The sequence below is a fragment of the Streptomyces sp. NPDC054961 genome (assembly GCF_053609145.1).
In genome coordinates this window covers 84,368-108,006 of the sequence record NZ_JBSGWY010000027.1, presented here as the reverse complement: position 1 = coordinate 108,006, position 23,639 = coordinate 84,368, and the positions used below count along the sequence as shown (strand labels likewise).

Below are 23,639 nucleotides of genomic sequence, written 5' to 3'. Positions count from 1 at the left end.
GCAGGGGGGACCCTGTGGGAGAGTAGGACGCCGCCGAACAATCATTGTGGGAAAGCCCCGCACCAGGTAACTGGTGCGGGGCTTTTCTGCGTTTAAGGCCCTTAGAACTCGTAACACGATCTTGGCGAGATGTCCTGGTCGGGCGTGACCGGTGTGACGATTCGGCTGTTGTGGTGGTGTGAGTACTCGGCCGTGGATCGTGGACGACGACTTGTGGGCACGTATCGAGCCGCTGCTGCCGCCCTGGCCGACGAGGTCACCAGGGCCTCGACCGGTAGCTGACCGGCTGTGCCTGCAGGGCATCTTGTACGTGCTCTGCAACGATATCGCCTGGCAACTCCTGCCGCCTGAGCTGGGATTCGGGTCCGGACAGACCTGCTGGCGCAGACTGGAGCGTTGGCAGCAAGCCGGGGTCTTCGACCAGCTGCACCGGATCCTCCTCGCCGAGCTGAACGCGGCCGGCCGGCTCGACTGGTCCAGGGCTTGCGTGGACGGCTCACACATCCGGGCGAAAAAGGGGGCGCCGACACCGGTCCGTCGCCGGTCGACCGGCGGAAGACAGGCAGCAAACACCACCTGATCTGCGACGGACGCGGCACCCCACTCAAAGTCATCACGACCGCGGCGAACGTCAACGACGTCACCCAGACCCTCGCCCTGGTCGACGGCATCCCACCAGTGGCGGGCCGCCCAGGGCGGCCCCGCAGACGCCCGGACGCCCTGCTCGGAGACAAGGGTTACGACTCCAACCCCAACCGCGATGAGCTGCGTAAACGCCGGATCCTGCCCGTCATCTCTCGCAAGGGAGCCCCGAACATCAAGGGCATGGGCAAGCTCCGCTACGTCGTGGAGCAGACCTTCGCCCTGCTCCACCAGTTCAAACGACTCGCCGTCCGATGGGAACGTCGCACCGAACTCCACGACGCCTTCGTCTCCCTCGCCTGCAGCCTCATCTGCTGGCGACGCCTCAACAAGCCCGACTCATGATCGTGTTACGACCTCTTACGCTGGCCGGCCCCGGTCCCGGCCCCCGCGCCGGCGTCGCCCTACCACGGGCGCGTCACAGAGCGGGTGGACGCCGGTGACCGCGGGCCGAGCGGGGACCGAGGAACTTTCGATGTCCTGCGGATGCCCGGCATGGGGTCCGGATGGATTTGCACTGACGGCTCGTAGGGTTGTCGCATGGGCTACGACCTCGTCATCTTCGACAACGACGGCGTGCTGGTGGACAGCGAGCCGCTCGCCAACAGCATCCTCGCCGGGTACCTGACCGAGCTGGGCCACCCGACCTCGTACGAGGAGTCGCTCCGCGACTACATGGGCGCCGCCGTGCACCGGGTGCACGACCTCGTGACGGAGCGGACCGGGCAGGAGCTGCCGGCCGACTTCGACGCCACCCTGCACGCCCGCACCTTCGCGGCCTTCGAGCGCGAGCTCAAGCCCGTGCCCGGGGTCGAGGACGTGCTGGCCGCGCTCGTGGAGACGGGCACGGCGTACTGTCTCGCGTCCTCCGGGAGCCACGAGCGGATCCGTGTCGGGCACCGGGCGGCCCGGCTCGACGAGTGGTTCGAGGAGGAGTGGATCTTCAGCGCGGAGGACGTGGGCCAGGGCAAGCCGGCGCCGGACCTGTTCCTGCACGCCGCCGACCGGATGGGCGTGGCCCCCGCGCGCTGCGTGGTCATCGAGGACAGCCCGCTGGGCATCCAGGCCGCCGTGGCCGCCGGGATGGACGTGTACGGGTACACCGCGATGATGCCCGCCGACCGGCTGCCCGGAGCCACCGGCTACTTCGGCGACATGAACCAACTCGCCGCGCTGCTGGGCCTGGAAGGCGGCTACAGCGGCGGGTTCGATCACTGACCCAATTCGATATGTGATCTCTCTACCCACGGGTAGCACCGCCGCCTACGCTGAGCCGCCATGACAGCAGACGCGCGGCTGAGCCGCGGGCGCGGGGCCTTGGGGTTCAGTTTCTTCGTGCAGGGCGTGACGTTCGCGCTCCTCGTGACGCGGATCCCGGCCCTCCAGGACCAGTACGGCATATCCGACGCACTGCTGCCCGCCTTCCTGGCGGCCGTGCCCATCCTCGCCGGGCTGTCCAGCGTGGTCACCGAGCACCTGGTCAAGAGGGTGGCGCCCAGCACCGTACTGCGGTGGGCGCAGCCGCTCGTCCTGCTGGCGCTGCTCGGGGTCGGCGCCGGCACGCAGATGTGGCACGTGGCGCTCGCCCTCGGGGCGTTCGGGCTGTTCGTGGGGGCGCTCGACGCGTCCATGAACATGCTCGGGGTGAGCCTGCAGGGCGCGTACGGGCGCAGCATCATGCTGGGGTTCCACGCCGCGTACAGCCTCGGCGGCATCCTGGGCGCGTCCGCCGCCTGGGCGGGAGCGCACTGGCACCTCACGCTGTTCACCTCCTACCTGCCCGTCATCGTGGTCCTGCTGCCGCTCGTGCTCCTCGCCGGCCGCTCCTACGTGGACCAGGACGCGGCAGAGGCGAAGGCCGGCGCGGAGAAGGGCCTCGGACCCGGCGGGTTCAAGCTGCTGCTGCCGCTGTGCCTGGTGATGGCGTGCGCGTACATCGGGGACTCGACGGTGTCGAACTGGAGCGCCAAGTACCTCCAGGACGTGCTGGGGAGCTCGGAGCAGCTCGCGACGGTCCCCTACAACGTCTACATGGTGACCACCCTGATCGGCCGGGCCGTCGGCGACCAGGGCGTGCGCCGCCTCGGGGCCGTGGCCGTCGTACGGATCGGGACGGTCGTGGCCGCGCTCGGGTTCGCCGTGGTGGCCGGAGCGCCCGGGGCGTGGGCGGGGATGCTCGGGTTCACGCTGCTGGGGATCGGGCTGTGCGTGATCGTGCCGCAGACCTTCGCCGCCGCGGGGCGGCTGTTCCCCGGTTCTTCCGACACCGCGATCGCCCGGCTCAACATCTTCAACTACGTGGGCTTCCTGATCGGGGCGCCGCTCGTCGGCGCGATCGGCGATGCCTGGAGCTACCGGGGCGCCATGCTCGTGCCGATGGTGCTCGTCCTCGTCACCCTTTTCCATGCCCGCTCGTTCGGCGCGCAGGGCGCCCGATACGGTGTCGGGCATGAGCGGCGAGCCGGTGACCGGGCTGTTGATGTGGGACGAGGCGGTAACGAAGTATGACTTCGGACCGGGCCATCCGATGGACCCGGTGCGCCTGGCGCTGACGATGGGCCTGGTACGGGCCTTCGGGCTTGACCGGGAGCTCGAGGTACGGGCGGGCCGGCCGGCCGGGGACTCGACCCTGCGGCTCGTCCACCGCGAGGACTACGTGGCGGCCGTGCGCGGGGTGTCCGCGGACCCCGGAGCCGCGGACGGTTCGTACGGGCTCGGGACCATGGACGACCCGGCGTTCCACGGGATGCACGAGGCGTCCGCGCTGATCGCCGGGCAGTCGGTGGCGGGCGCCGAGGCGGTCTGGCGGGGGGACGCCGAGCACGCCGTGAACTTCGCCGGCGGGCTGCACCACGCGATGCCGGGGGGCGCGGCCGGGTTCTGCGTGTACAACGACGCGGCGCTGGCGATCGCCCGGCTGCTGGAGCTGGGCGCCGAGCGGGTCGCGTACGTGGACGTGGACGTGCACCACGGGGACGGGGTGCAGGCGGCGTTCTGGGACGACCCGCGCGTGCTGACCGTCTCCCTGCACGAACACCCGAGGACGCTGTTCCCGCAGACCGGCTGGCCCGAGGAGACGGGCGGGCCGGCCGCGGAGGGCTCGGCGGTGAACATCGCGCTGCCCGCGGGGACCGGGGACGAGGGGTGGCTGCGGGCCTTCCACTCCGTCGTGCCCGAGCTGCTGGCGGACTTCCGGCCGCAGGTGCTGGTGACCCAGCACGGGGCCGATACGCACATCGAGGACCCGTTGGCCCATCTGGCGGTGTCGCTGGACGCCCAGCGGGCGGTCCAGGAGGCCTGTCACGAGCTGGCGCACGCTCATGCGGGCGGGCGGTGGCTGGCGTTGGGCGGTGGCGGTTACGCGGTCGTGGACGTCGTCCCGCGGTCGTGGACGCATCTGGTGGCGATCGCCGGGCACCGGCCGGTCGACCCGGAGACGGCGGTGCCGGCGTCCTGGCGGGACGAGGTGTACGCGCGGACGCGGGAGGTGGCGCCGGGACGGATGACGGACGGGCGGGTGCCCGCGTGGCGTGACTGGGAGTCCGGTTACGATCCGGCGGACCGGATCGACCAGGCGGTGCTGGCCACGCGGCGGGCGGTGTTCCCGCTGCGGGGCTTGCTGGCCTGATCCCGCGGGTACGGAGTCGTATTACGCCAACGGTGGTGTGATTGCCCGGAACTGATGAGGCGCCAGGACGGGTGCGGGAGCATCGGCAGGGTGTTGAGTACCGGCGCGTTGCGTGCGCATCTGTTGGCCGCCCGGCTGGCCGGGCCCGTCGCCACTTCCCGGGAGGAGAGCCTGCGCAGTTACCGGCTGTTCGCGGCGCGCGATCCCCGGGTGCTGCTCGGGCTGGATCCCGAGTGGGGCTGGGGCGAGGCGGACCTGCTGCGGCTGATGGCCGACAAGTGCGGGGTCTCGGCGGATCCGTCGCACGTCAGCGGGCCGGACGTGATCGACCCCGCGTGCACGGTGGCGGGGCTGGACGCCTTCGCGGAGCGGCTGCGCGCGGCCGCCGGGGCGCGGGCGCCCGTCCTGTTCGGCACCGGTCATCCGCACCGGCTCCTGGGGTTCTACGCCACCTTGGCCGAGGCGATGTCGGCGGCGGGATGTGATGTCCTCACCCCGGCGCGGGGGTCCGTCGTCGACATGAAGACCCGGTTCGGCGTACGCCCGCACAGGATCGATTACGTACGGGGGGTCGCACTGGTGCGGGAAGACGGCGCGCGCCCGCCCGGGAGTGCCACCGGCGCGCACACCCATTCACCCCTGCCGGTTCGGATCGCCCTCGGCGCCCTGGCGGAGTCCGGCGGGCCGCTGCCGGAGCTGGTGGTGGGGGACCACGGGTGGGTCTGCGGCGCAGGTCAGCTGGGTGTGGAGGTGATCGGGCTGGCCGATACGGATGATCCGGCGCTGTTCGTGGGGGAGGCCGAGGGGCGGGTCTCGGTGGCGGTTCCGCTTGATGACGCGGTGCGCGCGGACTATTACCGACCGCTCACTCGCTATGTGCTCAGCCGGGCGGGTCTGCCGCGCCGTCAGGAGTGGCCGTAGCTCCTCTTCCCCACTCGTATCACACGCCCCTACTCTGGTGAGTGAGCGTGCGACGACGGGGCGTAACCGGAGGGGAAGCCGGTGCCCGTCATGCGCGGAAGGTCAAGGTGTGTCATGGCTGCTGGCGAGAGGCCTCTCAGTGAGGTTCAGTTCCTGACCGTGGCGGAGGTCGCCTCGGTGATGCGAGTGTCGAAGATGACCGTGTACCGATTGGTGCACAACGGTCATCTGCCCGCAATCCGGGTGGGCCGGTCCTTCCGGGTCCCCGAAAATGCGGTGCACGAGTACCTGCGCGACTCCTTCGTGGGGGTGGAATCGGCCTGAGGGCAAGGGTCGGGAGCCCGTGATCGCCCTTCGGAAGCACCGGATTACAAGCTCAGAGCTCGGACGGGTAGGCTAGGCCGACGTAGGTCGTGTGGGCCCAGACGCCCCGCACCGAGATCCCCGCTGACGCGGGGATGTTCCGAGAAGTGAGCGAGGGTAGTCGTGGGCTCTGTTATCAAGAAGCGGCGTAAGCGGATGGCCAAGAAGAAGCACCGCAAGCTGCTCAAGCGCACCCGCGTCCAGCGCCGTAACAAGAAGTAAACGGCAGCTGTACGTGTTTTCCGCAGCCCCTCCACCATCCTTGGTGGAGGGGCTGCGGTGCAGCCGGGGACTTCTTCGAGGGAGGCGCTGAGCTCGTGGGGAAGGTCGTGCTCGTTACCGGGGCTGCCCGGCAGCTGGGAGGCCGTTTCGTACGGCGGATCCAGCGTGACCCCGAGGTCGAGCGGGTGATCGCGGTCGACGCGGTGACCCCGCCGCACCGGCTGGGATCGGCCGAGTTCGTCCGTGCGGACATCCGGCAGTCGGCGATCGCGCGCGTGCTCGCCGAGTACGCCGTCGACACGGTGGTCCATCTGGCGGTCACCGGAGGCGCGGCGACGGGCGCCGGCTCGGGCTCGTACAGCACCGTCAAGGAAACCAACGTCATCGGGACGATGCAGCTGCTCGGGGCCTGCCAGAAGTCCCCGACGGTACGGCGCCTCGTGGTGAAGTCCAGTACCAGTGTGTACGGGGGCACCTCGCGGGATCCGGCCGTCTTCACCGAGACCACGCAGCCGAAATCGCTGCCCGAGGCCGGATTCGCCAAGGACGCCGCCGAGGTCGAGGGGTACGTCCGCGGCTTCGCGCGAAGACGGCCGGACGTCGCCGTGTGCGTGCTGCGCTTCGCGAACATCCTCGGTCCCTTCGCGGACTCCGCGCTCGCCGCGTACTTCTCGATGCCCGTGATCCCGACGGTGCTGGGCTACGACCCGCGCCTCCAGTTCGTCCACGAGGACGACGTGCTGGACGTGCTGCGGCTGGCCGCCGGGGAACCCGGGCGCGGGACCCTGAACAGCGGGACCTTCAACATCGCGGGCGACGGGGTCCTGCTGCTGTCGCAGTGCGCGCGGCGGCTGGGACGGCCCGCGCTGCCGCTGCTGCTGCCCGCGGTCACCTGGGTGGGCTCGGCGCTGCGCGCCGTCGGGGCGACCGACTTCTCGCCGGAGCAGATAAGGCTCCTGACGCACGGGCGGGTCGTGGAGACCACACAGATGCGGGACGTGCTGGGATTCAGTCCTCTGTACTCGACCGCCGAGACCTTCGCGGACTTCACGCGGAGCCGGGGGAACGGGCTGCTGCCGCCGGAACGGGTGGCGCGGGCCGTGGACCGGGTAGCGGGGCTGTTGGACGTGGACGCGAGCACAGAGGCGAGTGCCGGAGCGCGCAAGGCGCCGGTGGCTGAGGGAGCGAAGCGATAGTGGCGGACGCCAAAGTCATTCCGTTCGACGAGGACCGGCCGCGGCGACGGCCGCCGCGGCGGGTACGGGCCCTGCCCGGGACCGAGCCGGAACAGGCGGGCGAGCCGTTGATCGCGGTCGCCCCGGAGCCTTCGGGCGCGGCGGGCTCCGAGGGGCCGGATGCGGCCGGTGCGGGCTGGGACCGGCGCATCGCCGGCGGACTGGCGTTCCTGCGGCGCCGGATCACCGGGGAGTACGAGGTCGACGAGTTCGGCTACGACAAGGAGCTGACCGATCAGGTCCTGATGTCGCTGATGAGGCCCCTGTTCGACAAGTACTTCCGGGTCGAGGTCAAGGGCATCGAGAACGTCCCGAAGGACGGCGGCGCGCTGATCGTGGCGAACCACTCCGGGACGCTGCCGCTGGACGGCCTGATGCTCCAGGTGGCCGTGCACGACCACCACCCGGCGGAGCGGCACCTGAGGCTGCTGGCGGCGGACCTGGTGTTCATGCTGCCCGGCGTGAACGAGCTCGCGCGGAAGGCCGGCCACACGCTGGCGTGCGCGGAGGACGCGCAGCGGCTGCTGGAGGCCGGGGAGCTGGTGGGCGTGATGCCCGAGGGCTTCAAGGGGATAGGGAAGCCGTTCGGGGACCGTTACAAGCTCCAGAGGTTCGGGCGGGGCGGCTTCGTGTCGACCGCGCTGCGCGCGGGGACGCCGATCGTGCCCTGCTCGATCGTGGGGGCGGAGGAGATCTACCCGATGATCGGCAACGCCAAGACGCTGGCGCGGCTGTTGGGGATCCCGTACTTCCCGATCACTCCGACGTTCCCGTGGCTGGGGCCGCTGGGCGCCGTGCCGCTGCCGACGAAGTGGACGATCCAGTTCGGCGAGCCGATCGAGACCGCGGGGTACGCGGCGGAGGCGGCCGAGGATCCGATGCTGATGTTCAACCTCACGGACCAGGTCCGGGAGCAGATCCAGCACACGTTGTACAAGCTGCTGGTGCAGCGGCGGTCCGTGTTCTTCTGACCCGGAGTTCTTCTGACCCGGACGCACGGAAAGCACCGGTGGGACCGCGAGAGCGGTTCCACCGGTGCTTTCCGTGTCAGGGGTGTCAGCCGGCGTCCTCCGCCTTGATGCCCAGCCCCGGGAGGAGCCCGGGGAGCAGGGGCGGCAGGGTGATGTCCGGCTGCGGGTACTGCGGGGCGCCGGACGTGGACGGGGCCGACTGGCCCGCGGGCGGGTTCAGCAGGTTGCCCGTACCGCCGAGGAGGCCGCCGTCGGCGGGAGGGGTCTTCGCGGACCCGGATCCCGATGCCGACGGGGTGGGGGCGGCCGACGGGGTTCCCTGGGAGGGGGCCGTCTGCTGCTTGCCCGCCGGGGCGCTCGGCCTCGTGGAGGGGCCGGAGCCGCGGGTCTGTTCCGGAGGCTTCGGAAGCAGGCCCTGTAGCGGCGCCACGTCTTGGTCTATGGCCTGGAACACCGACTCGACCTCACCGCCCACGTCGGTGAGCTGCACGGGGAGGTTCCCGCGGAGCCTGTCCCACGCGTCGCGGTGCGAGCGGGAGAACGAGGACAGTGCCTGCATCGGGCCGAGCGAGCCGTCCCGTTCGTAGGCCGCCTGGAGGAGCCGGTGGCCCTCCGAGGCGTCGTGCTTCATGCCCGCGAGCGCCCGGCGGATCTCGCCGAGGGACTCGTGGTCCAGCGCGCCCAGGCGCCCGCGCTCCATCAGCCGCCGGGCTTCCGACAGGCGGCTCGAGGCCTGGTCGAGATAGAGCTCGCCCCGGTCCGAGTCGTCGTCGGCCATCCCGAGCCGGATGTCCTCCATGCCCCGCTTCACGGGGTACAGGTGGTCACCCGGCAGGGCGTTCGTGCTGGCAGCGGCCACGCCGCTGAAGGCCCCCGCGGCCACACCTACGGTGAGGCCGCCCGCTGCGATGCCCTTGGACCAGCGGGAGCGGGGCCGCAATTTCCGGAGCGAGGTCGCCCGGTGGGCGCCGCGGCCGGTCCGCTGTTCGGGCACTTGAGGGTCCGGGGCGGCACTGCCGCCGGCCCTCTCCTCCATCACCATGGTCTCCATGGCGGCGACGAGCTGAGCTCGCTGCACCATTTTGACCTCGGCGTCCAGCACTGGGCGCGGCATTCTTTCGCCGAGCACGCTCGCCAGGGCCAACAACCGGTCGTGGTCGGCAGGTTCGGCAGGTGCCTCGGACTGCTCGGCCGCCGGGTCCGGTTCCGAAAGATCGGACGGGGTCCGATCCTCCAGGGCCTGGGCGAAGGCGTTCGCCCGCCGGTGCGGAGTCACGTTCGCGATCACTGGCGGCACCTCCTCTCGTCATGACGATCGACTCCCCAAGGTGTCCGGAAGGTTGCCTTCCTCGAGCACGTCCACCCTTTCGGGTGAGCGGCTTCGGGCAAGGCCTGTCCACAGGGAGCCTGCATTCCCCACAACGAGCGGCGCGGCACTTGGGTTACGGACGAAGGATGATCGGACCACAGCGTCGTCAGTGTCATCAATGTCATCAGGGAGGGATACCGGGTGTGAGTGAAGGGGCGGCGTCAGCGGGCGTCGTCGGGAAGGAGGCGGGCCAGGGTGCGGACCGCCCGGTACTGGAGCGTCTTGATGGCGCCCTCGTTCTTTCCCATCACCCTGGCCGTCTCGGCGACCGAGAGGCCCTGCAGGAAGCGCAGGGTCACGCACTCCTGCTGCTGCGGATTGAGTTTCCGTACGGCTTCCAGCAGGGCCGCGTTGGAGAGGGACTCCAGGACGGAGTCCTCGGGGGACCGTTCCACCTCGTTGGCGTCGAGCATCTCGCCCGTGGTGACTTCCAGGCGGAAACGGCTCGACTTGAAGTGGTCGGCGACCAGGTTGCGGGCGATCGTCACGAGCCAGGCGCCGAAGTCACGGCCCTGCCAGGTGAAGGTGGAGATGCGGCGCAGCGCGCGCAGGAAGGTCTCGCTGGTGAGATCCTCCGCGGTCGCCTTGCCGCCCACGCGGTAGTAGATGTAGCGGTAGACGGTGTCGCTGTACTGGTCGTACAGGCGACCGAAGGCTTCGGCCTCGCCGGCCTGGGCGCGTTCGACCAGGTCCATCATGCGGGCCTGGTCGCTGTCCGCGGTGGGGCGGCGGGCGGCCGGCGCGGCGGTCCCGGTGGCGGCGCTCCCGGCGGTCGCGCCGCCCGAGCGTCCGCGTCTGCCCACCGTCGCGCCGCCGTCGGTCAGGGCATAGCAAGGACCGGCCGGGCCGAGTCCGGCGGGGACCGCGGTGGCGAATGCGGGGACGGCGTACGCGGTGGGGACGAAGCCGCGCAGGTGGTCGAGGACCGTTTCGCGCAGCGTAGCCAGGCCCGAGGCGTCAACCCCGACAGGTGGGTACACGGGACTCCCAGTGGCAGAGCTTCCATCACGTGCAGTGCGGGACCGTTCACCCGTCGTGGCGACAGATGGGCGGTGGCATGCGTTTGAGGAGAATAACGCTTCGTACAGGCAGCGCTACACCCAGTTGCTCAAATCACCGGTTCCGACACTTCTGTTGCGTGTCGAGGGCATATTCAGTCGCAGTTGGTGATCGCTTCTTGATCGATTGGGTACGCGGATTGGCGGCTTCCGAGGTGGCCCGCGACCGAGTCGGGCAGGGCGGAGTGCCGCGCCGGGGGTGCGGGTAAGGGTGAGCGAATGCCCCTGCCCGGCGGGTGGGCGGGCGCGGCCGGGCCGCAAGGGCAGGTGGGAGCGGGTGGTGGCCTGCGCGGGGCCCCGCGGCCGCTACTTGCGGCGGCGGTGCAGGGCGATCGCGGCGGCCGCGCCGCCCGCGATCGCGCCGACCCCGGCGGCCGCCGGGACGCCGACCTTCACGGCCTTGCGACCGGTCCGATAGTCGCGCAGGCGCCAGTCGTGGGCGCGGGCATGCTTGCGCAGTTTTGTATCGGGATTGATCGCGTACGGATGCCCGACCAGCGACAGCATCGGAATGTCGTTGTGCGAATCGCTGTACGCGGCGCAGCGCTCGAGGTCCAGGCCCTCGGCCGCGGCCAGGGCGCGTACCGCCTCCGCCTTGGCGGGGCCGTGCAGCGGCTCGCCGACGAGGCGGCCGGTGTAGACGTTGTCCACGGACTCCGCGACGGTGCCCAGGGCGCCGGTGAGGCCGAGCCGGCGGGCGATGATCGTGGCGGTTTCGACGGGGGCCGCCGTCACCAGCCAGACCTTCTGGCCGGCGTCGAGGTGGGCCTGGGCCAGGGCGCGGGTGCCCGGCCAGATCCGCTCCGCCATGTACTCGTCGTAGATCTCCTCGCCGATGGCCATCAGCTCGGAGACCTTGTGGCCTTTCACGATGGACAGCGCGCTGTCGCGGGCGTCCTGCATGTGGTCGGGGTCCTCGACCCCGGCGAGCCGGAACCAGGCCTGCTGCCAGGCGAAGCGGGCCAGCTCGCGGCGGCGGAAGAACTCGCGCTTGTAGAGGCCGCGGCCGAAGTGGAAGATCGCGGCGCCCTGCATGACCGTGTTGTCGAGGTCGAAGAAGGCGGCGGCGAGGTCGTCGCCCGCCACGGGGAACTCGGGTTCCGGTTCGGGCTCGGGGGCCGTGTCGGGGACCTCGGCGGCCGGCGCCCCGGCCCGCGCGCCTCCGGCGGTGTCCGAGGTCAGGGCGTCGGGGCCGTCGTCGGCCAGTGCGGACTTGCGGGCGGCCTCGGCCGAGGCCTCGCCTGCCAGCACGCTCCGCGCGGTCGCGGAGCGCCTACGGGGGGTGAGCCATCCGAGAGCGGACATGACGCGAGCATAGCCATTGTGTTCGGGAGTTCCCGAACCGAAGGGAATCGGGGGCGTGAACTCTTCGCGGCCTCCGGTCCGGTCCCGGCGGTGCGCGGGCGCGGGAGAATGGGGGCATGAGTCCTTTGCTGCGCCGTGCGCAAAAGAAGCGGCCCGAGGAGCGGATGGTCACGCTCATCGGGAAGCCGGGGTGCCATCTGTGCGACGACGCCCAGGAGGTCATCGAGAAGGTCTGCGCCGAAACCGGGGCGCAGTGGGAGAAGAAGGACATCTCGCAGGACGAGGAGCTCTACCGCCTGCACTGGGAGCAGATTCCGGTCGTGCTCGTCGACGGCGACCAGCACACCTTCTGGAGGGTGAACCCTGACCGGCTCCGACGGGCCCTGGAGGCCTGAGCCCTCCGACAGTGACGATCGTGGGCGATTTATAAGGGATCGGGGGCGTTTTGGTGAGGAGTGTGTACGGGTTTGCCCCCTTCGGGATTTGAACGGGTTCGGCGTGTCGGTCGTTCCCGCCCCGCATGCCGGGGGCGCGTGACCCCGGTCACTTTGCTCGGACAAAGCGGACACAATCTTTGTGCACGCGTTCACAAAGACATAGCCTGCATTCGACGGGGTGGTCCTGGGACAAGTGGCCACCTGCAGCCCCGCTCATCCCGCAGGAGCATCGTGGCAACTGGCCGAACTCACCGACCGGCGACCCGCAGCCGAGGTATTCCCGAGGCCACTGTCGCCCGGCTTCCGCTGTACTTGCGCGCCCTCACCGCGCTCTCCGAGCGATCGGTTCCCACGGTGTCCTCCGAGGAGCTCGCCGCTGCCGCCGGGGTGAACTCCGCGAAGCTCCGCAAGGACTTCTCCTACCTCGGTTCCTACGGGACCCGCGGGGTCGGCTACGACGTGGAGTACCTCGTCTACCAGATCTCCCGCGAGCTCGGACTGACCCAGGACTGGCCGGTCGTCATCGTCGGCATCGGCAACCTCGGGGCGGCCCTCGCCAACTACGGCGGCTTCGCGTCCCGCGGCTTCCGCGTGGCGGCGCTCATCGACGCCGATCCGGCCATGGCGGGGAAGCCCGTCGCCGGCATCCCCGTGCAGCACACCGATGAACTGGAGAAGATCATCGAGGAGAACGGCGTCTCGATCGGGGTCATCGCGACCCCGGCGGGGGCGGCCCAGCAGGTGAGCGAGCGTCTCATCGCGGCCGGCGTCACCTCCATCCTGAACTTCGCGCCGACCGTCCTGTCCGTGCCCGAGGGCGTGGACGTGCGCAAGGTCGACCTGTCGATCGAGCTGCAGATCCTGGCGTTCCACGAGCAGCGCAAGGCCGGCGAGGAAGCGGCCGCGGCCGCTGCCGCCGGCGGCTCCCCCGCGGCCAGCGGCACCGGCGCGGCCCCGGCCGCCGCCGTCCTGCCGCCCGCCGGGCGCGCGACCGCCGTGGCCCGCAAGGGCGGACCCGAGGGTGACGTGCCGGCGGTGATGCCGGCATGAGCCTGCTCGTCGTAGGGCTGAGCCATCGCAGCGCGCCCGTGAGCGTGCTGGAGCGCGCCTCGCTGTCGGCCGACGCCAAGATCAAGCTGCTGCACGACACGCTGGCCGCGGAGCCGGCGGCGGAGGCGGCCGTCCTCGCCACGTGCAACCGGATCGAGCTGTACGCGGACGTGGACAAGTTCCACGCGGGCGTGGCCGAGCTCTCCACGCTGCTCGCGCAGCACAGCGGGGTGGCTCTGGAAGAGCTCACTCCCTATCTCTACGTGCACTACGAGGACCGGGCGGTGCACCACCTGTTCTCGGTGGCGTGCGGGCTGGACTCGATGGTCGTCGGCGAGGGGCAGATCCTCGGACAGATCAAGGACGCGCTGGCGCTGGGGCAGGAGCTCCACACGGCGGGCCGCCTGATCAACGACCTCTTCCAGCAGGCCCTGCGGGTCGGCAAGCGGGCGCACTCCGAGACCGGCATCGACCGGGCGGGGCAGTCGCTGGTGACCTTCGGGCTGGAGCAGCTCGCGGTGCGCGTGCCGGTGCTGGAGTGGGCCGCCGGGAAGCGCGCGCTCGTCATCGGTGCCGGGTCGATGTCCTCGCTGGCGGCGGCGACGCTCGCGCGGGTCGGCGTCGCCGAGATCGTGGTGGCGAACCGGACCGCCGAGCGGGCGGAACGGCTCGCCGAGATTCTGGTTGCCTCGGGCACCGGGGTGCGGGCGTCCGCCGTTTCGATGGCCTCGGTCGCCGCCGAGCTGACACGAGTCGACCTGGTCGTGTCGTGTACCGGTGCGACCGGGCTGGTGCTGACCGGGGACGACGTGGCGTCGGCCGTGGATCCGGGCCCCGCGGGTCCGCTCCCGCAGACCCCCGCGCCCCGTACTCCCCCCGCCGCCGAGAGGACGGCCCCCCTGGCGGGGCTGGATCCGGCCGGTGTCGACGCCGAGCTCGTGGCCCGGCTCGCCGCGGTGTCGGCCGGTGGGCGGCGGATCGCCGACGCCGGGGCCGTGCGGAGCAAGGTGGCGGTCGAGGAGCGCGACGGGTGTCCCGTCGGCGGCGACGCGCTCGCGTCCGATCCGGCGCGCAGCGCCGACGGCCGGGCCGCCCTGACCGGGGTGGACGCCAGCGCGCTCGAACTGCACGGGACCTGGGCCGACCAGGGCGAGGCGGCCGCGCAGCGGCAGCAGCCCCGCAAGGGGGCCCGCAGCCAGGTCGACGCGCAGCCGGTACGGCTCGCGCTGCTGGACCTGGCGATGCCCCGCGACATCGACGCCGCCGTCCACCGGATCCCCGGAGTGCGGCTCGTCGACATCGAGTCACTGGCCGAGGCGAGCGCCGACGCGCCGATGGCCGCCGACGTCGACGCCGTGCGCGGGATAGTCGCCGAGGAAGTGGCCGCGTTCGGTGCCGCGCAGCGGGCCGCGCACATCACTCCCACCGTGGTCGCCCTGCGCGCCATGGCCGCCGAGGTCGTCGCCATGGAAGTGGCGCGGCTCGACGGGCGCCTCCCCGATCTCGACGAGCGGCAGCGGGCCGAAGTGACCCAGACCGTGCGCCGCGTCGTCGACAAGCTCCTCCACGCGCCGACCGTGCGCGTCAAGCAGCTCGCGAGCGAGCCCGGCGGCGCCGGGTACGCGGAAGCGCTGCGCGAACTCTTCGATCTCGACCCGCAGACGGTGGCCTCCGTCAGCCGGGCGGACGCGGCAGACAAGAACGACGACTCAGGACGGGCATCATGAATCCACGTCTCGACCAGCCCCTCCGGCTCGGCACGCGGCGAAGCAAGCTGGCCATGTCCCAGTCCGGACATGTAGCCGAGGCGGTACGGGCGATCACCGGCCGGCCCGTCGAGCTCGTGGAGATCACGACCTACGGTGACGTGTCCCGCGAGAGCCTCTCGCAGATCGGCGGCACCGGCGTCTTCGTCACCGCCCTGCGCGAGGCCCTCGTGCGCGGCGAGGTCGACTTCGCCGTGCACTCGCTGAAGGACCTGCCCACCACGCAGCCCGACGACCTCGTCATCGCGGCCATGCCGCGGCGCGAGGACCCCCGGGACGCGCTCGTCGCCCGTGACGGCCTGACCTTCGAGCAGCTGCCCGACGGCGCGCGGGTCGGCACCGGTTCGCCCCGGCGCCAGTCCCTGCTGCACGCCTACGCCAGGTCGCTGGGCAAGGTCATCGAGACCGTCGCCATCCGCGGCAACGTCGACACCCGGATCGGCTTCGTGCGGAACGGGGAGCTCGACGCGGTCGTCCTCGCCGCCGCCGGGCTCAACCGGATCGGCCGCGGAGACGAAGCCACCGACCTGCTGTCCGTCGACAACGTGCTGCCCGCACCCGGCCAGGGTGCCCTGGCCGTGGAGTGCGTCGCGTCCGACACGGACCTGATCGCCGCGCTCGGCGAGCTCGACGACCCGTACACCCGGGCCGCCGTGACCGCGGAGCGCGCCCTGCTCGCCGCCCTGGAGGCCGGCTGCAGCGCCCCCGTGGGGGCGCTCGCCGACCTGCTGGCCGACGGGCAGATTGTCAATGAGATGCGCCTGCGTGGAGTCGTGGGAACCCTCGACGGTTCCACGCTGGTGCAGATGTCCACCACCGGTCCCGTGCCCTCGTCGTACGACGAGGCGATGGCGCTCGGACGCGAACTCGCGGACGAGATGCTCGCCAAGGGTGCGGCCGGTCTGATGGGGGAGCGGTCGCTTTGAACCCCACAAGTCCCAACACCTCCGCTTTCCCGGCGGTCGCCGTCCACGGGCACGTCACCTTCCTCGGTGCCGGTCCGGGCGACCCGGGTCTGCTGACGCTGCGCGCCGTCGAGGCCCTCGCCGCCGCGGACGTACTGATCGCGGAGCCCGAGGTGCTCGAGGTCGTACGGACGCATGCGCGCGCGGGGGTGGACACGCCTCAGCTGACGATTGCTGACGATCTGTCAGCAGCCGCCGGGGTTCCGGTGATCCGAACACCTCTTGCTCTCAACGACGTCGCCAATCTTGTCATGGAGGCCGCGCGCTCCGGCAGGCGGGTCGTCCGTGCCGTCACCGGTGACCCCGGGCTCGACGGGAACGCGGCCGAGGAGATGCTCGCCTGCGCCACCGAGGGCATCCCCTTCGAGGTGGTCCCCGGAGTCGCGACCGCCGTCGGCGTGCCCGCGTACGCCGGTGTGCCGCTGAGTGGCAAGCAGGGCGCCGACGTCCGGTTCGTGAACGCCCGCAACGCCTCCGCGCGCTGCTGGAGCGAGGCGGGCGCCAGCGACGGCATCCTCGTCGTCTCCGCGACGCTGGAGACGGTCTCGGCGGCCGCCGCCGAACTGGTGGGCGCCGGGCGCAAGCCCGACACCCCGCTCACCGTGACCGTGGCCGGCACCACCACCCGCCAGCGGACCTGGAGCGCGACCCTGGGGACCATCGCCCAGGTGTTCAAGCAGGGCAAGATCCTTCCCTCGCCGGAGGGTTCGCGGCCCGTCATAGCCGTGGTCGGGGAGCACGGCGCCGCCGCGCGCCGCGAGGAGCTGTCCTGGTTCGAGTCGAAGCCGCTCTTCGGCTGGCGCGTGCTCGTGCCGCGCACCAAGGAGCAGGCCGCCTCGCTCTCCGACCAGCTGCGTTCGTACGGCGCCGTTCCGCACGAGGTGCCGACCATCGCGGTGGAGCCGCCGCGCACCCCGCAGCAGATGGAGCGGGCCGTCAAGGGACTCGTCACCGGCCGCTACGAGTGGATCGCGTTCACCTCGATGAACGCGGTCAAGGCCGTGCGCGAGAAGTTCGAGGAGTACGGGCTCGACGCCCGTGCCTTCGCGGGCATCAAGGTCGCCGCCGTGGGCGAGCAGACCGCCGCCGCGCTGGTGGAGTTCGGCGTCAAGCCCGACCTCGTGCCCAGCGGGGAGCAGTCCGCCGCCGGGCTGCTGGAGGACTGGCCGCCCTACGACCCGGTCTTCGACCCGATCGACCGCGTCTTCCTGCCGCGCGCCGACATCGCCACCGAGACCCTGGTCGCCGGGCTCATCGAGCTCGGGTGGGAGGTCGACGACGTCACCGCCTACCGGACCGTGCGCGCCTCGCCCCCGCCGCAGGACACGCGCGAGGCGATCAAGGGCGGCGGCTTCGACGCCGTGCTCTTCACGTCGTCGAGCACCGTGCGCAACCTCGTCGGCATCGCCGGCAAGCCGCACAACGTCACCGTCATCGCGTGCATCGGCCCGGCCACGGCCAAGACGGCCGAGGAGCACGGCCTCCGCGTCGACGTCCTGTCGCCGGAGCCGAGCGTGGGCAAGCTCGCGGAAGCCCTGGCGGAGTACGGGGCGGCGCGCCGCGAGGCCGCGAAGGAGGCCGGGGAGAACGTGTACCGGCCGAGCGAGCGGCGGCCGGGAGCGCGCAGGCGTCGTACGACCTGACGGCCGGTGGAACCGGGAAGGGCCCGGGTGCGGATGGAGCGACTCCAGCCGCGCCCGGGCCCTTTCGCTTCCCGGGGCCCTTTCCGCCGTGTCGGTCGGCTGTCGGCGGCGGACCGGTCCTGTCGGTGACCCCTCGGCGGGCTGTCGACGGCCGCCGGGACAGTGGAGTCGTCGGTGGGCCCCCGCAACGGCACGGGCCACCGGCAGCGCATCGTCCCGACTGGAGAAGGAAGCCCCATGACCACTGACGTCACGATCATCGGCGCCGGGCTCGGCGGACTCACGCTCGCCCGCGTCCTGCACGTCCACGGAATAGCGGCCACGGTCTACGAGGCGGAGTCCTCCCCGACGGCCCGCACGCAGGGCGGGCTGCTCGACATCCACGACTACAACGGCCAGCCGGCCCTCAGGGCGGCCGGCCTGATGGACGAGTTCCACGCCATCGTCCTCGAGGGCCGCGAGGCGATGCGGATCTTCGACCGGGACGGGACCCTCCTGCTGGACAAGGCGGACGACGGCACGGGCGGACGCCCCGAGGTGCAGCGCGGCGAACTGCGGCAGATCCTGCTGGACTCGCTGCCGGCCAGCACCGTCCGGTGGGGGCACAAGGTCAGCGGTACGCGTTCCCTCGGCGGGGGCCGCCACGAGGTGACGTTCGCGGGCGGCGGCTCCGTCGTCACGAGCCTGCTGGTCGGCGCGGACGGCGCGTGGTCACGGGTCCGGCCGCTGCTCTCCACCGCCACACCCGAGTACGCGGGCACGTCGATCGTCGAGACCTACCTGTTCGACTCCGACACCCGGCACCCGGCCGCCGCGAAGGCGGTCGGCAGCGGGATGCTGATGGCGCCCTCGCCGGGCAGGGAGATCTTCGCCCACCGGGAGACCGGGGACGCCCTGCACGCCTACGTGATGATCTCCGAGCCGCTGGACTGGTTCGACGCCATCGACTTCACGGATCCCGCCGCGGCCACCGCGCGGATCGCCGAGGAGTTCGACGGCTGGGCACCGGAACTCACCGCGCTGATCACCGACAGCGACACCGCCCCGGTCCTGCGCCCCCACTACACCCTGCCGACCGGGCACCGGTGGGACCGGGTGCCGGGGGTCACCCTCCTCGGCGACGCCGCCCACCTCGCGCCCCCGAACGGCGAAGGCGCCAACCTGGCCATGCTCGACGGCGCCGAACTCGGGCAGGCCCTCGCCGCGCACCCCGACGACATCGAGGCCGCGCTCACCGCGTACGAGCAGGTCATGTTCCCGCGCGCGGCCGAGGTCCGCGGCTTCGACGGCTTCGACTTCGAAGGCGCCACGATCCACGAGATGATCGCCGCGTTCACCGAGCAGGAGCAGGAGCAGGCCCGATAGCCCTGGGTCCTGTGGCATGTTCGGGGCATGACGGCACTGGGGGAAGCGGTACGGGCGGGCGACACGGAGGCGGTACGGGCGCTCCTGCGGGAGCGCGCCGATCCGGACGCCCCGGACGCGGACGGGCTGCCGCCGCTGTGCGCGGCGGTCGCCGCGTACGCGTACGGGGCGGCCGCCGCGCTGGTGGAGGCCGGAGCCGATCCCGACCGGGTGCTGCCGGACGGTACGACCCCGCTGCTGCGGGCCGTCGAGGGCGGCTCCCCGGCGGTGGTCGGCGCGCTGCTCTGGTCCAGGGACCTCCCGGACCCGGGGCAGCGCCTGCCGGAGGCGGAGCGGGCACGGCTGCTGGACGCGGCCCGGCGGTGGTACGCGGCCGGTGCGGAGGCGGAGCTGCGCCGGCGGACGGGGGCGCTGGAGCCGGCGGAGACCTCGGGGGTGGAGGAGGAGTGGTGCCAGGTCGAGCAGATCGTGCTCGGCGGTCGGACGGTGCGGGGCGGACACGGCGCCGTCCTGACCAGGCTGGAGCGGGTGTTCGGCGTCGAGGTCCCGCCGGAGGAACTGATCGCCCGGGCCGTCCGGCATCCCGACGTCTTCCACGTGGACTGGACCGAGTCCCGCGCCCAGCTCGACGGGGCCCGGGAAGCGGTGACGGCGCTGAGGGACCACCCGTCCTCCCGCCACCGGCTCTTCGCCGCCGACTGGTTGTTCGGCAGGCAGTCCTTCCTGACGGACGACGGGTACCCGCACCACGAGGAGGACCGGGAACTGCTCGCCGCCTGGGCGGACCGGGAGACGGACCCCGTGGTCCTCGCGGCGGTGCTGAACGCCCTCGACGAACACGAGGTGGAACACCCGCGCCTGGAAGCCCTCTCCCTGCGGTACGCCGGCCATGCCGATCCCCGGGTGCGCCTGGCGGCGGTGGGCTGTCTGGGCTGGTACGACCGGCCGTTCACGGAAGCGGAGCGCGCGGCCCTGCGCGTCGCGGCGGGCGACCCCGACGACGAGGTGCGGTTCATCGCGGCACGGGCCCTGGTCCTCCAGGGCGGTGACGACGTGGACGCGGCCCGCGCCGTCGTCCGCGACCTGGTCCGGGACCCGCGGAGCCCCGTGCGGGACGGGGCGGCGGACAGCATGGCGGAATCCGACGACCGTACGGCCGACGCCACGGAGCTGCTGCTGTCCCTCCTGGACGCGGACGCCTGGCTGACGCGGATGATCGGCGCCTACGGCCTGGCCCTGCGGGACCACCCGGACACTCCGCGGGCGTACGCGCGGGTGGAGGAACTCGGCCCGCTCTTCTCGCCCGACCACAGGGCGCTGGCGTTCGAGCGGTGGCGGGAGCGCAACGGCCCCGGCGCCTCCTCGCGCGCACCTACCCAGGCGGTCTGAGTACGCGTACGGGTACCGGGCGCCGGGCGGCCGGAGTTGGGTGGTCCCATGACCACCCACGAGCTCGCCCACGGCCTCTCCTCCGTCCCCGGCTCCGACGCCGACCGGGACCGGCGGGCCTTCCTGGCCCCGCTGGCCGCCACGCTGCTGACGCTGCCGCTGGCGTTCCTCTCGCTCCTGTACGCGGGGCTGTCGCCGATGGCCTGCGACTCCTGCGGAACGGAGGCCGCCCACGCCTTCGACGCCAGCTTCGAGGTCGCCTGGCCGGTGTTCTGGGTGGGGCTGCTGGCCGCCGCGGCCCTGCTGGTGTGGAGCTGGGCCCTGCCGTGGCGCACGGCCAACGCCGCCCGGCGCGTCGGCATCGCGATCGCCGCGCCCGCGGTGGTCCTGCTGAACGCGGCCGTGTTCTGGGCGCTGCTCGACCTGCCGTAGCGGCCCGGCGCGGACCCGGGCGGCCGGTGCGGGCCCGGCGGTGATCCGTCAGGCACCCCCTAGGCTTGTGGCGACTGCTGTCGAAGCGCGAAGAGGCGACTGAAGATGAGTGCGTACGGATCCTTCCCCGGCTCGCGGCCCCGCCGGCTGCGCACCACCCCGGCGATGCGGCGGATGGTCGCGGAGACCAGGCTGCACCCCTCGGACCTGATCCTCCCGGCGTTCGTCCGGGAGGGCATCAGCGAGCCGATCGCCATCTCGGCGATGCCGGGAGTGGTCCAGCACACGCGGGACACGCTGCGCAAGGCCGCCGTGGAGGCGGTCTCGGCGGGGGTCGCGGGAATCATGCTGTTCGGCGTCCCGGCCGACGAGAACAAGGACGCGCGGGGTACGGCGGGCACCGAGCCCGACGGGATCCTGCAGGTCGCGATCCGGGACGTGAAGGCCGAGGTCGGGGACGACCTCGTCATCATGTCCGACCTGTGCCTGGACGAGTACACCGACCACGGGCACTGCGGGGTCCTGGACGAGCACGGGCGCGTGGACAACGACGCGACGCTGGAGCGCTACGCGGAGATGGCGCAGGTCCAGGCCGACGCGGGCGTCCACGTGGTCGGCCCCAGCGGGATGATGGACGGCCAGGTCGGCGTCATCCGTGACGCGCTCGACGAGACGGGCCACGAGGACGTCTCCATCCTGGCGTACACGGCCAAGTACTCGTCCGCGTTCTACGGGCCCTTCCGCGAGGCCGTCGGGTCCTCGCTGCAGGGCGACCGCAAGACCTACCAGCAGGACCCGGCGAACGCCCGGGAGTCGCTGCGGGAGCTGGCGCTGGACCTGGAGGAGGGCGCCGACATGGTCATGGTCAAGCCCGCCGGCCCCTACTTGGACATCCTGTACCGGGTCGCGCAGTCGGTGGACGTGCCGGTGGCGGCGTACCAGATCAGCGGCGAGTTCGCGATGATCGAGGCGGCGGCCGAGAAGGGCTGGATCGAGCGCGACCGAGCCATCCTGGAGACCCTGCTGGGCATCAAGCGGGCGGGCGCGGACACGATCCTGACGTACTGGGCGACCGAGGCCGCGGGGTGGCTCCGGGGGGTGTGAGGAGCAGGGACGGCCGGATCAGGGATGCGTCGAGCCCGGTCCCGCCGGTCAGCCGAAGGAGCGCCGGTCATCCGGACCGCCCGCCTGCCCGAGAGCGGGCAGGCGGGTCCCTCGGGACCTCCAGCCGGGCCCATCGAGGCCCGTTCCCGATGCTCCGCCCGCCAACCCGCACGACAGGACATGGGCCACCACGCGGTGGTGGGGGCGGGAGTGTGGACAGATAGTCTGCGCGTAGATAGTCTGTGCGTAGTTAATATCGGACCGGCAAGGGGAGAGTCAGATGTGGGCTTACGAGCACAGCGTGGAGACCAATGCGGGACCGGCGGCGATCTGGGGGCTGTGGGCCGACGTCGAGAACTGGGGGGCCTGGAACGCCGATATCGAGAGCGTCCGGATCAGCGGGGCGTTCGCGCCGGGTGCCGAGATCGTGATGACGCCGGCCGGGCAGGACCCGGTGCACCTGGTCGTTGCCGAGGCCGTGGCCGATGAACTCTTCGTGGACGAGGCGCGGTTCGAGGGACTGTTGCTGCGGACCGTTCACCGCGTGGACGCGGGCGAGCGCCTGCGGACGCGGGTGACGTACCGGATGGAGATCACCGGTGACGGTGTGGACGAACTCGGCCCGCACATCGGTCCGGCCGTCACGGGGGACTGGCCCGAGACGATGGACGCTCTCGTGAAGCTGGCACAGGGCTGATGGCCCTCAGCCCCGGCGACAGTCCCGGTTTCCTGCTGTGGCACGCGACGTTGCGCTGGCAGCGCGACATCGCCGCCGCGCTCGGACCGTTGGACCTCACCCACGTCCAGTTCGTCCTGCTCGCCTGTACCTGGTGGATGAACAAGCACGGTGAGCACCCCAACCAGCTCGCCGTGGCCCGCCAGGCCGGTACGGACGTCAAGATGACGTCGCAGGTCCTGCGCGCGCTGGAAGCCAAGGGCCTGATCGAGCGGGAGGTCGACCCCGCCGATACCCGCGCCAAGCGGCTGCGCGTCACCACCACCGGAGCCGAACTGGCTCCCCGCGCGATCGCCGCCGTCGAAGCCGTCGACGGCAGCTTCTTCCAACCGGTCGCCCGCGACGAGGCCGTGACCCTGCTCAGCCGCCTGGCCCGTCTGGAACCCTGACCCCTTCAGGCCGCCCCCACCCCCCGCATCCCTGATCCGGCCGTCCCTGCCCCTCTCCTCCCCAGGGACTGTCATCGCACCCGACAGGCCGCAGCGAAGGCCGACCCCCGCCCACCCGTCAACGCCCCCCACCCCCCCGACTCGCATCCCACCTCCCGCAGGCGCACCCTGGAGGCAGGTGGTTGACCCCTGGAGGAGGTGCACCATGTCCACGCTCGTCGGGTGGCATGTGGAGCTCGAGTTCACCGAGGAGGGACACCGCACGAGTGCGGCGGCCCTGGTCAGGCTCGGGGACGGCTCCGAGATACGGGCGCACGGTTACGCCATGCGTCACCCCTCCGACCCGGATCAGCTGCGGGTCGGGGAAGAGATCGCCGGCGCGCGAGCGCTGATGGATCTCGCGTCGCAGATGTTGCAGAAGGCCCACACGGAGATAGACGAGGCGACGGGCAGGCACTCGTACCCGCTGCACTGACGCGGTACCGCGTCACGGGTGACTGGGTGACTGGGTGACTGGGTGACTCGGCGACGCGTCACGCGCACACGCGCCCGGATCCGCCGCCGCGGGCCCCCCCCCCCCACTGAGGGGGCCGGGGGGGGGGAGCCCCCCGCCCCGGGGCCCCCCCCCCCCCCCCAACCCGGGCCCCGG

Annotated in this window: 24 protein-coding genes; 21 read left to right on the top strand and 3 right to left on the bottom strand. The window is 71.9% G+C overall.

From position 1 onward, the window contains the following. The first annotated feature begins 178 nt into the window (after positions 1–178). The 9 genes from ACWF9Z_RS23680 (at position 179) to ACWF9Z_RS23640 (ending at position 7,982) form a co-directional block, all read left to right on the top strand. A protein-coding gene (locus ACWF9Z_RS23680; protein WP_453604936.1) for an IS5 family transposase occupies positions 179–987 on the top strand; the annotation gives its coding sequence in 2 pieces (ribosomal slippage) (positions 179–496 and positions 499–987; 807 coding nt in all). A gap of 195 nt (positions 988–1,182) precedes the next feature. After that, a complete protein-coding gene (locus ACWF9Z_RS23675) occupies positions 1,183–1,860 on the top strand; it encodes an HAD family hydrolase (protein ID WP_453604935.1) in 678 nt (225 codons plus the stop codon). Between the two features lie 60 nt (positions 1,861–1,920). Further along, positions 1,921–3,150, top strand: coding sequence for an MFS transporter (locus ACWF9Z_RS23670; protein WP_453604933.1), 1,230 nt, complete (start codon positions 1,921–1,923; stop codon positions 3,148–3,150). After that, a complete protein-coding gene (locus ACWF9Z_RS23665; RefSeq protein ID WP_453604951.1) occupies positions 3,122–4,270 on the top strand; it encodes an acetoin utilization protein AcuC in 1,149 nt (382 codons plus the stop codon). The genes ACWF9Z_RS23670 and ACWF9Z_RS23665 overlap by 29 nt, the downstream gene beginning before the upstream one ends. A 90-nt stretch (positions 4,271–4,360) precedes the next feature. Continuing rightward, positions 4,361–5,191, top strand: a complete 831-nt coding sequence (locus ACWF9Z_RS23660) for a phosphatase (RefSeq protein ID WP_453604932.1) — start codon at positions 4,361–4,363, stop codon at positions 5,189–5,191. A gap of 114 nt (positions 5,192–5,305) precedes the next feature. Continuing rightward, entirely contained in the window at positions 5,306–5,515 is a 210-nt protein-coding gene (locus ACWF9Z_RS23655; protein ID WP_215021298.1) for a helix-turn-helix domain-containing protein, read from the top strand. A 162-nt stretch (positions 5,516–5,677) separates the two neighbouring features. Beyond that, positions 5,678–5,776, top strand: coding sequence for a 30S ribosomal protein bS22 (locus ACWF9Z_RS23650; RefSeq protein ID WP_003948845.1), 99 nt, complete (start codon positions 5,678–5,680; stop codon positions 5,774–5,776). A gap of 95 nt (positions 5,777–5,871) precedes the next feature. Continuing rightward, positions 5,872–6,972: an NAD-dependent epimerase/dehydratase family protein gene (locus tag ACWF9Z_RS23645; RefSeq protein ID WP_453604930.1), complete on the top strand. Its 1,101-nt coding sequence runs from the start codon at positions 5,872–5,874 to the stop codon at positions 6,970–6,972. Further along, positions 6,972–7,982: a lysophospholipid acyltransferase family protein gene (locus ACWF9Z_RS23640; RefSeq protein ID WP_453604928.1), complete on the top strand. Its 1,011-nt coding sequence runs from the start codon at positions 6,972–6,974 to the stop codon at positions 7,980–7,982. Before ACWF9Z_RS23645 ends, ACWF9Z_RS23640 begins: the two co-directional genes overlap by 1 nt. A gap of 85 nt (positions 7,983–8,067) precedes the next feature. On the opposite strand, the gene ACWF9Z_RS23635 is transcribed toward ACWF9Z_RS23640, so the two are convergent. The 3 genes from ACWF9Z_RS23635 to ACWF9Z_RS23625 all read right to left on the bottom strand — a co-directional run bounded on the left by ACWF9Z_RS23635 (position 8,068) and on the right by ACWF9Z_RS23625 (position 11,714). Then, positions 8,068–9,270, bottom strand: coding sequence for a DUF5667 domain-containing protein (locus ACWF9Z_RS23635; RefSeq protein WP_453604926.1), 1,203 nt, complete (start codon positions 9,268–9,270; stop codon positions 8,068–8,070). Between the two features lie 242 nt (positions 9,271–9,512). Then, a complete protein-coding gene (locus ACWF9Z_RS23630) occupies positions 9,513–10,331 on the bottom strand; it encodes an ECF subfamily RNA polymerase sigma factor, BldN family (protein ID WP_453604924.1) in 819 nt (272 codons plus the stop codon). A 384-nt stretch (positions 10,332–10,715) separates the two neighbouring features. Next, positions 10,716–11,714, bottom strand: coding sequence for an HAD family hydrolase (locus ACWF9Z_RS23625; protein WP_453604922.1), 999 nt, complete (start codon positions 11,712–11,714; stop codon positions 10,716–10,718). Between the two features lie 116 nt (positions 11,715–11,830). On the opposite strand from ACWF9Z_RS23625, the gene ACWF9Z_RS23620 reads away from it, so the two are divergent. From ACWF9Z_RS23620 to ACWF9Z_RS23565, 12 genes are all read left to right on the top strand, one after another. Then, complete coding sequence (locus ACWF9Z_RS23620; protein ID WP_453604920.1) at positions 11,831–12,109, top strand: glutaredoxin family protein; 279 nt, start codon at positions 11,831–11,833, stop codon at positions 12,107–12,109. Between the two features lie 273 nt (positions 12,110–12,382). Then, on the top strand, positions 12,383–13,201 hold the full coding sequence (locus tag ACWF9Z_RS23615; protein ID WP_453604918.1) for a redox-sensing transcriptional repressor Rex: 819 nt from the start codon (positions 12,383–12,385) through the stop codon (positions 13,199–13,201). Next, complete coding sequence (locus ACWF9Z_RS23610; protein ID WP_453604916.1) at positions 13,198–14,928, top strand: glutamyl-tRNA reductase; 1,731 nt, start codon at positions 13,198–13,200, stop codon at positions 14,926–14,928. Before ACWF9Z_RS23615 ends, ACWF9Z_RS23610 begins: the two co-directional genes overlap by 4 nt. Beyond that, positions 14,925–15,893, top strand: a complete 969-nt coding sequence (gene hemC, locus ACWF9Z_RS23605; protein WP_453604914.1) for a hydroxymethylbilane synthase — start codon at positions 14,925–14,927, stop codon at positions 15,891–15,893. Before ACWF9Z_RS23610 ends, hemC begins: the two co-directional genes overlap by 4 nt. Beyond that, the gene (locus ACWF9Z_RS23600) at positions 15,890–17,575 is read left to right on the top strand and encodes a uroporphyrinogen-III synthase (RefSeq protein WP_453604912.1); all 1,686 of its coding nucleotides are present in this window, start codon (positions 15,890–15,892) and stop codon (positions 17,573–17,575) included. The genes hemC and ACWF9Z_RS23600 overlap by 4 nt, the downstream gene beginning before the upstream one ends. A 237-nt stretch (positions 17,576–17,812) precedes the next feature. Further along, a complete protein-coding gene (locus ACWF9Z_RS23595; protein ID WP_453604911.1) occupies positions 17,813–18,940 on the top strand; it encodes an FAD-dependent oxidoreductase in 1,128 nt (375 codons plus the stop codon). A gap of 27 nt (positions 18,941–18,967) precedes the next feature. Then, positions 18,968–20,329 (top strand): HEAT repeat domain-containing protein, encoded by a 1,362-nt coding sequence (locus tag ACWF9Z_RS23590; RefSeq protein WP_453604909.1) that lies wholly within the window; start codon positions 18,968–18,970, stop codon positions 20,327–20,329. A 48-nt stretch (positions 20,330–20,377) separates the two neighbouring features. Then, on the top strand, positions 20,378–20,761 hold the full coding sequence (locus tag ACWF9Z_RS23585; RefSeq protein ID WP_453604908.1) for a hypothetical protein: 384 nt from the start codon (positions 20,378–20,380) through the stop codon (positions 20,759–20,761). A 105-nt stretch (positions 20,762–20,866) separates the two neighbouring features. After that, positions 20,867–21,865, top strand: a complete 999-nt coding sequence (hemB, locus tag ACWF9Z_RS23580; protein WP_453604906.1) for a porphobilinogen synthase — start codon at positions 20,867–20,869, stop codon at positions 21,863–21,865. 280 nt (positions 21,866–22,145) lie between these two features. Beyond that, the gene (locus ACWF9Z_RS23575; protein WP_453604904.1) at positions 22,146–22,562 is read left to right on the top strand and encodes a polyketide cyclase; all 417 of its coding nucleotides are present in this window, start codon (positions 22,146–22,148) and stop codon (positions 22,560–22,562) included. Beyond that, the gene (locus tag ACWF9Z_RS23570) at positions 22,562–22,990 is read left to right on the top strand and encodes a MarR family winged helix-turn-helix transcriptional regulator (RefSeq protein WP_453604902.1); all 429 of its coding nucleotides are present in this window, start codon (positions 22,562–22,564) and stop codon (positions 22,988–22,990) included. The genes ACWF9Z_RS23575 and ACWF9Z_RS23570 overlap by 1 nt, the downstream gene beginning before the upstream one ends. A gap of 205 nt (positions 22,991–23,195) precedes the next feature. Continuing rightward, on the top strand, positions 23,196–23,465 hold the full coding sequence (locus tag ACWF9Z_RS23565; protein ID WP_453604900.1) for a DUF1876 domain-containing protein: 270 nt from the start codon (positions 23,196–23,198) through the stop codon (positions 23,463–23,465). Positions 23,466–23,639: the final 174 nt, after the last annotated feature.

Coding starts and splice junctions, on each gene's coding strand:
- ACWF9Z_RS23675 (WP_453604935.1), top strand. CDS start 1,183: ATGGGCTACGACCTCGTCATCTTCGACAACGACGGCGTGCTGGTGGAC.
- ACWF9Z_RS23620 (WP_453604920.1), top strand. CDS start 11,831: ATGAGTCCTTTGCTGCGCCGTGCGCAAAAGAAGCGGCCCGAGGAGCGG.
- ACWF9Z_RS23655 (WP_215021298.1), top strand. CDS start 5,306: ATGGCTGCTGGCGAGAGGCCTCTCAGTGAGGTTCAGTTCCTGACCGTG.
- ACWF9Z_RS23625 (WP_453604922.1), bottom strand. CDS start 11,714: ATGTCCGCTCTCGGATGGCTCACCCCCCGTAGGCGCTCCGCGACCGCG.
- hemC (WP_453604914.1), top strand. CDS start 14,925: ATGAATCCACGTCTCGACCAGCCCCTCCGGCTCGGCACGCGGCGAAGC.
- ACWF9Z_RS23570 (WP_453604902.1), top strand. CDS start 22,562: ATGGCCCTCAGCCCCGGCGACAGTCCCGGTTTCCTGCTGTGGCACGCG.
- ACWF9Z_RS23565 (WP_453604900.1), top strand. CDS start 23,196: ATGTCCACGCTCGTCGGGTGGCATGTGGAGCTCGAGTTCACCGAGGAG.
- ACWF9Z_RS23670 (WP_453604933.1), top strand. CDS start 1,921: ATGACAGCAGACGCGCGGCTGAGCCGCGGGCGCGGGGCCTTGGGGTTC.
- ACWF9Z_RS23585 (WP_453604908.1), top strand. CDS start 20,378: ATGACCACCCACGAGCTCGCCCACGGCCTCTCCTCCGTCCCCGGCTCC.
- ACWF9Z_RS23595 (WP_453604911.1), top strand. CDS start 17,813: ATGACCACTGACGTCACGATCATCGGCGCCGGGCTCGGCGGACTCACG.
- ACWF9Z_RS23575 (WP_453604904.1), top strand. CDS start 22,146: ATGTGGGCTTACGAGCACAGCGTGGAGACCAATGCGGGACCGGCGGCG.
- ACWF9Z_RS23590 (WP_453604909.1), top strand. CDS start 18,968: ATGACGGCACTGGGGGAAGCGGTACGGGCGGGCGACACGGAGGCGGTA.
- ACWF9Z_RS23665 (WP_453604951.1), top strand. CDS start 3,122: ATGTGGGACGAGGCGGTAACGAAGTATGACTTCGGACCGGGCCATCCG.
- hemB (WP_453604906.1), top strand. CDS start 20,867: ATGAGTGCGTACGGATCCTTCCCCGGCTCGCGGCCCCGCCGGCTGCGC.
- ACWF9Z_RS23610 (WP_453604916.1), top strand. CDS start 13,198: ATGAGCCTGCTCGTCGTAGGGCTGAGCCATCGCAGCGCGCCCGTGAGC.